The organism is Marivibrio sp., from assembly GCF_040218065.1.
In the GTDB taxonomy this organism is placed as follows: Bacteria; Pseudomonadota; Alphaproteobacteria; order UBA8366; family Aestuariispiraceae; genus Marivibrio.
Genome location: NZ_JAVJQE010000001.1, coordinates 169,388 through 178,962 on the forward strand (window position 1 = coordinate 169,388; position 9,575 = coordinate 178,962).

Annotated in this window: 8 protein-coding genes; 4 read left to right on the plus strand and 4 right to left on the minus strand. The window is 69.4% G+C overall.

Annotation, left to right across the window (positions count from 1 at the left end; genetic code table 11):
* Positions 1-79 precede the first annotated feature (79 nt).
* From RIB45_RS00805 to RIB45_RS00815, 3 genes are read right to left on the minus strand one after another with little or no spacing between them, the layout of a single operon-like run.
* A complete protein-coding gene (locus tag RIB45_RS00805; protein ID WP_350047754.1) occupies positions 80-868 on the minus strand; it encodes a double zinc ribbon domain-containing protein in 789 nt (262 codons plus the stop codon).
* A complete protein-coding gene (locus RIB45_RS00810) occupies positions 868-2,508 on the minus strand; it encodes a rhodanese-like domain-containing protein (protein ID WP_350047756.1) in 1,641 nt (546 codons plus the stop codon). The genes RIB45_RS00805 and RIB45_RS00810 overlap by 1 nt, the downstream gene beginning before the upstream one ends.
* Positions 2,505-3,158: a cysteine dioxygenase family protein gene (locus RIB45_RS00815; RefSeq protein WP_350047758.1), complete on the minus strand. Its 654-nt coding sequence runs from the start codon at positions 3,156-3,158 to the stop codon at positions 2,505-2,507. Before RIB45_RS00815 ends, RIB45_RS00810 begins: the two co-directional genes overlap by 4 nt.
* A 142-nt stretch (positions 3,159-3,300) precedes the next feature.
* Here RIB45_RS00815 and RIB45_RS00820 point away from each other — a divergent pair, with 142 nt between their 5' ends.
* A complete protein-coding gene (locus RIB45_RS00820) occupies positions 3,301-4,263 on the plus strand; it encodes a methyltransferase domain-containing protein (RefSeq protein WP_350047760.1) in 963 nt (320 codons plus the stop codon).
* Positions 4,260-5,099, plus strand: coding sequence for a hypothetical protein (locus tag RIB45_RS00825; protein WP_350047762.1), 840 nt, complete (start codon positions 4,260-4,262; stop codon positions 5,097-5,099). Before RIB45_RS00820 ends, RIB45_RS00825 begins: the two co-directional genes overlap by 4 nt.
* Here RIB45_RS00825 and RIB45_RS00830 read toward each other — a convergent pair.
* Complete coding sequence (locus RIB45_RS00830) at positions 5,090-5,575, minus strand: cupin domain-containing protein (protein ID WP_350047764.1); 486 nt, start codon at positions 5,573-5,575, stop codon at positions 5,090-5,092. The two genes, RIB45_RS00825 and RIB45_RS00830, sit on opposite strands and share 10 nt — an antisense overlap.
* A 77-nt stretch (positions 5,576-5,652) precedes the next feature.
* Between RIB45_RS00830 and dnaG the strand changes: the two genes are divergently transcribed.
* Both dnaG and rpoD read left to right on the plus strand, forming a co-directional pair.
* On the plus strand, positions 5,653-7,617 hold the full coding sequence (dnaG, locus tag RIB45_RS00835; protein WP_350047766.1) for a DNA primase: 1,965 nt from the start codon (positions 5,653-5,655) through the stop codon (positions 7,615-7,617).
* Between the two features lie 62 nt (positions 7,618-7,679).
* The coding region (gene rpoD / locus RIB45_RS00840) for an RNA polymerase sigma factor RpoD (RefSeq protein WP_350047768.1) at positions 7,680-9,575 on the plus strand (1,896 nt) is incomplete at its 3' end.

A 9,575-nucleotide genomic window follows, 5' to 3' on the forward strand; every position in this document is an offset into this window, starting at 1 on the left:
TCCATTGTCGGATGAGAGCGATGATGTCCGCGCACGATATAGGCAACGAGCGACGAATGCCAACCGGGAGGGCGTCGCTTCAGCCCCTGCCGGGACGCACCACCCGGGCGAGCGCCAGCAGGTCGACCGACGCGGCCCCGGCCCGTTTCAGCGCCTTGGCGCAGGCCTCCGCCGTAGCGCCGGTGGTGTAGACGTCGTCGATCAGCAACACCCGCGCCCCCTGGATCGCCGGGCGCCGCGCCGGGCGCACGGCGAAGGCGCCGGCGACGTTGCGCTCGCGGCCCTTCGCCGAAAAGGCGCCCTGGCTCGGCGTGTCGCGGGTGCGCTGCAGCAGGTCGAGGACGGCGGGCCGAGCGCAGATCCGACTGAGCCGCTGGGTCAGCAGTCCCGCCTGATTGTAGCGCCGCCGCCACAGCCTTTTCGGGTGGAGCGGCACCGGGGCGATCACGTCGGCCGTCGCCAGCAGCTCCGTCCCGCTGCGCGCCATCCAGGCGGCGAGCGTCGGCGCCAGATCCGTGCGGTCCCCGTGCTTGAAGTCGAGCAGCATGGATTTGCTCGCCTCGTCGTAGGCGAAGACGGCGCGCGCGCGCTCGAAGGCGGGCGGTCGGGCGAGACAGGCGCCGCATTTGACCGGTTCGCCGAAATCCAACTCGAACGGATAGCCGCATTGGACGCACAGCGGCTCCTCTAGGAAGGACACGCGTCCCCAGCACTCCGGGCACAGCACCCCTTCCGCGCCGACCACGACGCCGCAGCCCGCGCAGCGCGGCGGCAGCGCGCCGTCCTTCACAGCCTGCGCCGCGCCCTTGAGCGCCGTCGTCAGCCGGCCGATCAGAGCCGGCGATCCGGGCGCGCGCGAGATCTCCATCAGGCGTCGGCCGGCGCGCGGGCGCCCGGATCCGGCGCGAAATCCGGGAAGGTCAACGTGCCGTCGCGTTCGATCTGGCGGATCAATTCGATCTCCCAATCGAGATAGGCCTGCATCGCCGCCTCGACGCCGTCCTCCAGGTCGTACGGCCGCTCATAGACGTCGCGGTCGGGGTCGGAGAGCGGGTTCTTCAACCCCGTCTCGATCGGCCGCCCGGCCGCCCGCCATCCGGCCAGCCCGCCGCGCAGCACGCGCACCCGGTGGACGCCGCGCTGCGTCAGGTCGTTCGCCGCGAGCCGGGCGGTTCGCTCGTCCGTCGCGGTGAGCACGATCAGCCGCGCGTTGGCGAGCGCGCCCAGATCGTCGGCCAGGCTGACCCGCGCGGCGAAGCGCGCGCCGGGCACGTGGCCGCGCTTGTGCTGCAGGCTGGTCGACAGGTCGAGGATGGGGACGTCGTCGCCGAGTTCGGCGAGCGCGTCGGCGTCGATGAAACTCTGCGCGAAATGCTCCAGTTCCGGGACGCAGGGCCGGGCCGGTCCGCTTTCAAGGGCCTCGCCGAACGCCTCCACACCGCCGTCCAACACATAGACCTCGGGCCAGCCCATCTGGATCAACCAACTGGCCGTCATCGGCGCGCGGACCTGCTCCGCGTCGACCAGCACGATGCGCGCGCCCAGCACGCCGACATAGCGGTCGGTCGCCTGCACCAACTGTCCCCCCGGGGCGTTGCGCGCCCCGCGGGGGCGGCCGGCTTCGAACTCGGCCGGGTCGCGGACGTCGAGCAGGTAGGTCGTGCGGTCCGTCTCGCGCTGCATGCGCTCCAACTCGGCCGGCGTCACGGCCGGGGCGCGGAAGCGCTCGGCCACGCGCCGGGCGGCGCGCTTCGCCCACGCCTGCGCCTCGGCGTCCGGGGCGGGGGCCTGGCGGCTCTCGCCTCGCTCCAGCGCGAAACCTGCCAGATGCCATCCCATCGTCCCGTTCTTCAGCGCGAAGACCGGGTTCTCCAGACCGGCGTTGATCAGCGACTGCGCCCCGATGATCGAGCGGGTGCGCCCGGCGCAATTGACCACCACGGTGGTCCGGGCGTCGGGGGCTAGGGCGCGCACCCGCCAGACCAGCTCCGCCCCCGGCGCGTCGACCCCGCCGGGGATGTTCATCAAGCGGTATTCCGCCATCGGCCGACTGTCCAGGATCACCAGATCCTCCCGGGCGTCCAGCTTCGCCTTCAACTCCTGCGCGCTCAGATGCGGGGTTCCGAAGCGGTGCTCGACATACTCGCCGAAGACCTTGGAGGGGACGTTGACGCCGCTGAACAGCTCGTAGCCGGCCGCCGCCCAGGCCGCCACGCCGCCCTCCAGGATCGAAAGATCCGTATAGCCGGCGAGCGCCATCACCTGAGCGGCGCGCTCCGCCAGGCCGTCGGCGTCGTCCATCAGGACGATCGGCGCGGACTTGCGCGGAATCAGCGCGCGCAGCCAGAGCTCCAAGCGGCTGAGAGGCAGGTTCACGGCGCGCAGCAGGTGGGCTGCGCCGAAGACCCCTTCCTCTCGCACGTCGATCGGCGCCAGCTCGCGCTCGCCGCGATCGGCGGCCGTCAGCGCGTCGTGCAGCGCGGCGGCCGAAAGGCTGGCCGGGGTCATGCGGCCGGCTCTCCGGCCAGCGCGCGCACGCGCTCTTCCATGGGCGTCACATCGGGATGCCCGCCGAACAGGGCCGTCGTCCCCGCCTCCTGATCGAACTTCAGCCGGGCGTCCAATCGATGCAGGGCCAGGCCGTACATGTGCAGATGCATCTGCACTTCGTCTCCGCGCATGTGGATCGAATGGATGTCCTCGCCGGTCATTGCGACGCCGGTCCCGCGCTCGACCGTCCGTTCCTCGACAAATTCGAGCGCGCCGCGCCCCGGTTCCGAGCCGTCGTCGGTGCGACGGTAGAATTTGTTGCGCTCCTGGCCCCGCACGCCGACGACGCAGGCCCAGGTGGTGTGGTTGTGCGGCGGCGTGTCCTTGGCCCCCGTCCCTCGGTTGAGATAAAGCGCGTAGGTCTCGTCCGGCTCCATCCACAGACGGAACAGCCGATCGCCCGTGCCGTCTTCCGGGGCGGGGAAATCCGCTTCGGGGAAAAGCTCAGTCTGGGCGCCGAGGCGCACCAGCGCGTCCCGGATGCGGCCAAGCCGGGCGCGCTCCGGCCCCCCGTCCGCCTCGATCGCCTTGATTTGCGCCACCGTCTGCGCGACCGCGGCGGCCCGGACCCTTTCAGTCGTCTCGCCGTCGTCTCGGGCGTCGCTCATTGCGGTTCTCCCTGTCGTCCTCCACCCGCCGCCGTCGAGTTTAGGCCTAAGCCCGGCGCCCGCTCAAGGCGGCGTTCGGATCGAGCCGAGGGGACGACGAAAGACTTTGCGCTCGCCGCGCCGCCTCGCCATATTCCGCGGCATGACGGAGGATGCGCGCCTGTTCGACACCGCCCTGCTGGCCCGCCGCCGGGATCGCGCGGCCGCGCGCGACGAGGCGGCCGAGTTCCTGTTCCGCGAGGCGGCGGACCGGTTGGCAGACCGGTTGCTCGACATGAACCGCGCCTTTCCGACGGTCCTCGAAGTCGGCTGTCGCAAGGGCGCCTTGGCTGAGGTTTTGCCCGAGAAGACGGGCGTTGAGACCCATATCGGGCTCGATCTGTCGCCGGCGATGGCGCGGGCGGCGCGGGGCGCGCGGGCCAAGAGGAGGCCGCTTACGGCGGTCGCCGATCCGGCCTGGCTGCCGGTTCGCGAAGGGACGGTCGATCTCGCGATTTCGTCGCTGGCGCTGCATTGGGTCGACGATCTGCCCGGCGCGCTCATTCAGATGAACCGGGCGTTGAAGCCGGACGGGCTGATGTTGGCGGCGGTGCTGGGCGGCGATACGCTGGCCGAATTGCGCGCCGTGATGGTGGAGGCGGAAAGCCGCGTCTCCGGCGGGGCCGCGCCGCGGGTCGCGCCGACCTTGGCGCTGCAGGATGCGGGCGCGCTGATGCAGCGCGCGGGCTTCGCCTTGCCGGTGGTCGATTTCGATCGGCTCACGGTGACCTACGAGACCTTCTTTCATTTGGCGGCCGACCTGCGGGCGATGGGCGAGACGGCGGCGCTGGCGCAGGCGCCGCGCGGCGCGCCGCCGCGCGCCCTGTTTCAAGAGGCCGCCGCGCTGTACGCCGCGCGTCACGCAGGCGCGGACGGTCGGATCGAAGCGACCTTCGACATCGTTTATCTGCACGGCTGGGCGCCGCACGAGAGTCAGCAGAAGCCCCTGCGTCCGGGGGCGGCGACCAACCGCCTCGCCGACGCGCTCGGCGCGGTCGAACGCCCCGCCGGGGATAAGGCGGCCCCAGCCCAAGAGGCGATCTCTGACAGGAAGGGACGCGCATGACCCAAGTCGCCCCGCCAAGCAGGCCCGACATCAAGGCGCTGCGCGTCGTCGGCGCGGCGTTGCGCTATATGGTCGAGACCAGGCGCGACCTGCTGATGATCGCCACGCCGCCGGTGATCGCGCTGGCGATCGTGGAGACGCTGGTGCGTCTGGCCGTGCCGGACAGCGCCGGCGCGCCGATGCCGGGCGAAGCGGCGCAGATGGAGCCGGCAGCGCTGACGGCCACGCTGGCGCTGTTGCTGTTGAATCTGATCTTCTACGTCATGTTCGCCGTCGCCTGGCACCGCAAATACCTGGTGCCGCAAGAAAGCGTGACCGTCGCCGGGGCCTTGAAATGGCGGCGGGAGAAGACGCTTTTCCTGCTGCGCGTGATCGCGATCTTCGCGATTGCGGGCGTCGGGCTGGTGCTGGTCGTGCTGGTCTCGCAGATGCTGGCGGGCGGCTCCAACGCGGGCGCGACGGTGGGCGGCGCGCTCGCCGCGTTGGCGTTTACGGTGGTGTTCGCGCGGCTGTCTCTCGTTCTGCCGGCGATGGCGACGGGGCGGGAGGACTTTCGCATCGCCGACGCCTGGCGGGCCAGCAAGGGCAACGCGCTGGGGATGTTCCTGATCCTGCTGCTGCCGACGCTGTTCGCGCTGGCGGTCAGCATGCCTGTGGCGCTGCTGGCGCTCGGGCTCGGCTCCGCCGGCCTGTTGGAGACGGCGACCGGCTACGCGCTGCTCGCCCTGTTCGGCCAGGCGGCGAATTACCTCGTAATCGCGCTCACCGTCTCCAGCTTGTCGATCGCCTATGAGCAACTGGCGCCGGCGCCGCCCACAAGGTCCGTTCAGTCGTAAGGCCTCCCGTCCTTCTTGAAGAAGCGCAAAACGCCGTCGCGGCGCACGGCGTGAAGGTCGACGTCCGGGTAGTGCGCGACTTCGTCCCTATGCCGCGAGCCGATCTCCAGGAGGCGCAACGGCCGATCCGTTCGGTTGCCCACCGCGTGGCCGTCCGGCCGGCCGGACCGGAACCCGGCGCACTCGCCCGCCTGCAGTTCGACCTCGCCGGCGTCGGTCGCAAGCGTCGCCGTCCCCTCAAGGACGAAGACGAACTCGTCCTCGGTCTCGTGCCAGTGGCGCAGCGCCGTCCAGGCGCCGGGGGCCAACTCGGTCAGATGCACGCCGAACTGCGTGAGCCCGAAGACGTCGCCGAGCGAGGCCTTCGCCCGCCCGTCGCACAGCGCCCGGAAAGCCTCCGGGTAGGCGGCGGAACCGACCCGCGGCGTCACGGCGGCGGAGTCGATCTTGAGGGGCTTCTCGCTTGAATCGCTCATCGCAATAGCCTTTCTTAACGCATCCGCGCGGACGCCTCTGTTATGATGATCGGCCGCATCCGACGCCAGGAGAAAAAATGGCCTTCCCGCCCGGCTTCTTGGACGACATCCGCGCCCGCATCTCGCTGGTCGGGCTGGTGGGGCGGCGCGTCCAGTTGAAACAGAAGGGGCGCGGCGACTGGTGGGGGATTTCGCCCTTCACCAACGAGAAGACGCCGAGTTTCCACGTCGTCGAGGACAAGGGTTTCTTCCATTGCTTCTCGACCGGCGAGCACGGCGATCATTTCTCCTGGCTGATGAAGACCGAGGGGCTGCAGTTCCCCGAAGCGGTCGAGCGGCTGGCCGAGGAGGCGGGCCTGGAGGTTCCCAAGGCGAGCCCGCAGGAGCGCGAGCGCGCCGAGAAGCGCAAGAGCCTCTATGAAGTCATGGGTTTCGCGGTCGCGTGGTATGAGCGCCAGCTGCGCGCGCCCGCCGGGCGCGAGGCGCTCGCCTATCTGCGCGGCCGGGGATTGAGCGAGGAGACGATCGCGCGCTTCTCGCTCGGCTACGCGCCGGGCGATAAGGCGACGTTGAAAGAGGACGCGGAGAAGGCGGGGATCCCGCTGGATGCGCTGATCGAGGTCGGCCTCTACCGCAAGGGCGACGCCGGCCGGCCCGCCTATCCGCTGTTTCGCGAGCGGGTGATGTTTCCGATCGCCGACGCGCGCGGACGCTGGATCGCCTTCGGCGGCCGCTTCATGGGCGACGCCAAGGCCAAGGGGATCGGGAAATACATCAACTCTCCCGACACGGCCCTGTTCGACAAGTCACGCACGCTGTTCAATCTGGGCGAGGCGCGCGAGGCGGCGCGGCAGGAGAAGACCGATCTCCTGGTCGCGGAAGGCTATATGGACGTGATCGCGCTGGCCCAGGCCGGATTCGACGCGGCTGTCGCCCCGCTCGGGACCGCGGTGACGGAGGAGCAGATCGCGCTGCTCTGGCGCGCGGCGGACGAGCCGGTGATGTGCCTCGACGGGGACGAGGCCGGCGGGCGCGCGGCGCTGCGCGCGGCCGAACGCGCCATGCCGCAGCTGGCGCCGGGCAAGAGCCTGCGCTTCGCCTTCCTGCCGCCGGGCGAAGACCCGGACAGCCTGATCGCGCGCGACGGCGCGGCGGCGATGCGCGCCGTCGTCGAGGCGGCGAAGCCGTTGAGCCAGGTCTTGTGGGAATCGGAGCGCGACCGCGGCCCCTACGACACGCCGGAGCGCCGCGCTGATCTGGAAAGCCGCCTCAAGCGACTCGCCGGCGGGATCGAGAACGAGACCGTCAAGAAACAGTATTTCCGAGCTTTCAACGATCGCCTGTGGGAGCTGGCGCGCCGCCAGCAGCGCCCGGCGCACAAGGGTCCGGGCGGCCGCGGTGGATGGGCCGGCGGTCCTGGGGGCCGGTCGGGTCGCGGGGGGCGTCCCAGCTTTCCGCCGTCGAGCGCGCCGCACGCGGCGGAACCGATGGGGCGGGCGTTGATGGGCCAAGCGCAAGGCCTGTCGCGTCGCCAGCAGCAGGTGGCGTTGGCGACGCTCGCCAATCATCCCAGCCTGATCGAGGAGTTCGACGAGGCGCTGGACCGCTTCACCTTCGACGCCGACCTTGACAAAGTCAGGCGCGGCTTACAAAAACTCGCGGCTTCGGGGGGGCCGCTTGATTCGACAGCCGTGCGCGACCACTTCATGCAGGTCGGGGACGAAAGCGCCCTGCGTCTCGTGGGGGATGCGCGCCTCTATCAGTTGGCGAGGCAGGCGCGCCCGGAGGCGCCGCTCGACGAAGCGCGGGCGGCGCTGGATCATATATTGTTGATCAGAACCCAGGGGGCGCTGCGCTCGGAGGTCGTGCGCTCCCTGCGGCTCGCGTCGAGCGGCGCGGGCGACGGAGAGACGACGGGCGCGGAAGGCGCGAAAGGCGCGATCGGTCTTGAGGCGTTGGAGGCGCGCCGCCAAGCTTTGTGGCGCGACGTCGATGCGGGCGAAGCGGCGCTGGGCCGCGGGGTGCTTGACGAGGATGAGTGACGCCGGCGGCGCGACGTGCGCGCTCAAACGGCGGCCCGAGATTTTTAAGGATCTGGCAGGCGATGGCGAGCAAGTCTGAAGCGAAAGAGGCCCCGGAACAGAGCGAAGAGCAAGGCGGCGACGGCCCGCTGCTCGACGACAGCAACTCGGCGGTCAAGAAGCTTCTGCAAAAGGGTAAAGAGCGCAGCTTCATCACGATCGACGAGCTGAACGCCGCGCTGCCGCAGGATCAGGTCTCCTCCGAACAGATCGAAGACGTGATGACCATGCTGAACGACATGGGCATCAACGTGATCGAGAACGAGGAGGAGGCCGAGCAGGACAAGGGTGAGGACGAAGAGGCGTCCGAGACCGGCACGGCCGTCGCCGGCAACATCGCCGACGACGACGTCGGGCGGACCGACGATCCGGTGCGCATGTATCTGCGCGAGATGGGCTCGGTAGAGCTGCTCTCGCGCGAGGGCGAAATCGCCATCGCCAAGCGCATCGAGGCCGGCCGCGAGAAGATGATCGGCGCGCTGTGCGAAAGCCCGCTGACCATGCGCGCCATCAGCCAGTGGCACGATATGCTGGTCGAGGGCCAGATTCTGCTGCGCGACGTGATCGATCTGGACGCCACCATGTCCTCCGGCCCCGACGCTGACGACATGGAGGACGCCGAGGAGGAGCTGGCCGAGGTCGACCCCGAGGTCGCCGGCCCCGAGACGGTGGAAAAGGTCGAGGAGAAGAAGAAGGAAGAGGCCGAGGAGGCCAAGGCCCCGGCTGCGAAGAAGGCCGAGGCCAAGAAGCCGGAGCCGGAAGCGGGCGAAGAGGCCGCCGGCGACGAGGGAAGCGACGGCGAAACCGATGGCGAGGACGACGAGGACGACGCCCAGAACCTATCCCTCGCCGCGATGGAGCAACAGCTGAAGCCGCAGGTCCTTGAGACCTTCGAACAGATCGCCTCCACCTACACCAAACTTCAGCGCGCCCAGGACAAGCGCCTCGTCGCCTTGCAAAAAGGCGAAGAGCCGAGCCGCTCGACCGAGCGCACCTACGAGACGCACCGCAAGAACCTCATCACGCTGATGGAGGAGGTGCGCCTCAACAACAACCGGATCGAACAGCTGGTCGAGGAACTCTATGGCGTGAACCGCCAGCTGGTGCAGCTGGAAGGGCAGATCCTGCGCCTCGCCGTCGACTGCAAGATCGACCGCGAGGAGTTTCTGAAGAATTACTACGGGCGCGAGCTCGATCCCAGTTGGCTCGAGGACATGGCCGACGCGTCCAACGCGTGGGCGAAGTTCGCCGCGAAACACGCCGTCAAAGTCGAGGAGCTGCGCGCCGGCGTCGCGGAAGTCGTGGCCCAGACCGGCATGCCGCTGGCCGAGTTCCGGCGCATCTGCTCCACCGTCCAGCAGGGCGAGCGCGAGGCGAGCCGCGCGAAAAAGGAGATGGTCGAGGCCAATCTGCGTCTCGTGATCTCGATCGCGAAGAAATACACCAACCGCGGCCTGCAGTTCCTGGACCTGATCCAGGAGGGCAACATCGGCCTGATGAAGGCGGTCGATAAGTTCGAATACCGCCGCGGCTACAAGTTCTCGACCTACGCCACCTGGTGGATCCGGCAGGCCATCACCCGCTCGATCGCCGATCAGGCGCGCACCATCCGCATTCCGGTGCACATGATCGAGACGATCAACAAGCTGGTGCGCACCAGCCGCCAGATGCTGCACGAAATCGGGCGCGAGCCCGCGCCGGAGGAACTCGCCGAGAAGCTCCATATGCCGCTCGAGAAGGTGCGCAAGGTCCTCAAGATCGCCAAGGAGCCGATCAGTCTCGAGACGCCGATCGGCGACGAGGAGGACAGCCATCTGGGCGACTTCATCGAAGACAAGAACGCCGTCCAGCCGCTCGACGCCGCGATCCAGGCCAACCTGCGCGAGACCACGACCCGAGTGCTCGCCAGCCTGACCCCG

Excerpts from the sequence above, each read along its gene's own strand:
- RIB45_RS00805 (WP_350047754.1), bottom strand. The coding sequence starts at position 868 with ATGGAGATCTCGCGCGCGCCCGGATCGCCGGCTCTGATCGGCCGGCTG.
- RIB45_RS00810 (WP_350047756.1), bottom strand. The coding sequence starts at position 2,508 with ATGACCCCGGCCAGCCTTTCGGCCGCCGCGCTGCACGACGCGCTGACG.
- RIB45_RS00815 (WP_350047758.1), bottom strand. The coding sequence starts at position 3,158 with ATGAGCGACGCCCGAGACGACGGCGAGACGACTGAAAGGGTCCGGGCC.
- RIB45_RS00820 (WP_350047760.1), top strand. The coding sequence starts at position 3,301 with ATGACGGAGGATGCGCGCCTGTTCGACACCGCCCTGCTGGCCCGCCGC.
- RIB45_RS00825 (WP_350047762.1), top strand. The coding sequence starts at position 4,260 with ATGACCCAAGTCGCCCCGCCAAGCAGGCCCGACATCAAGGCGCTGCGC.
- RIB45_RS00830 (WP_350047764.1), bottom strand. The coding sequence starts at position 5,575 with ATGAGCGATTCAAGCGAGAAGCCCCTCAAGATCGACTCCGCCGCCGTG.
- dnaG (WP_350047766.1), top strand. The coding sequence starts at position 5,653 with ATGGCCTTCCCGCCCGGCTTCTTGGACGACATCCGCGCCCGCATCTCG.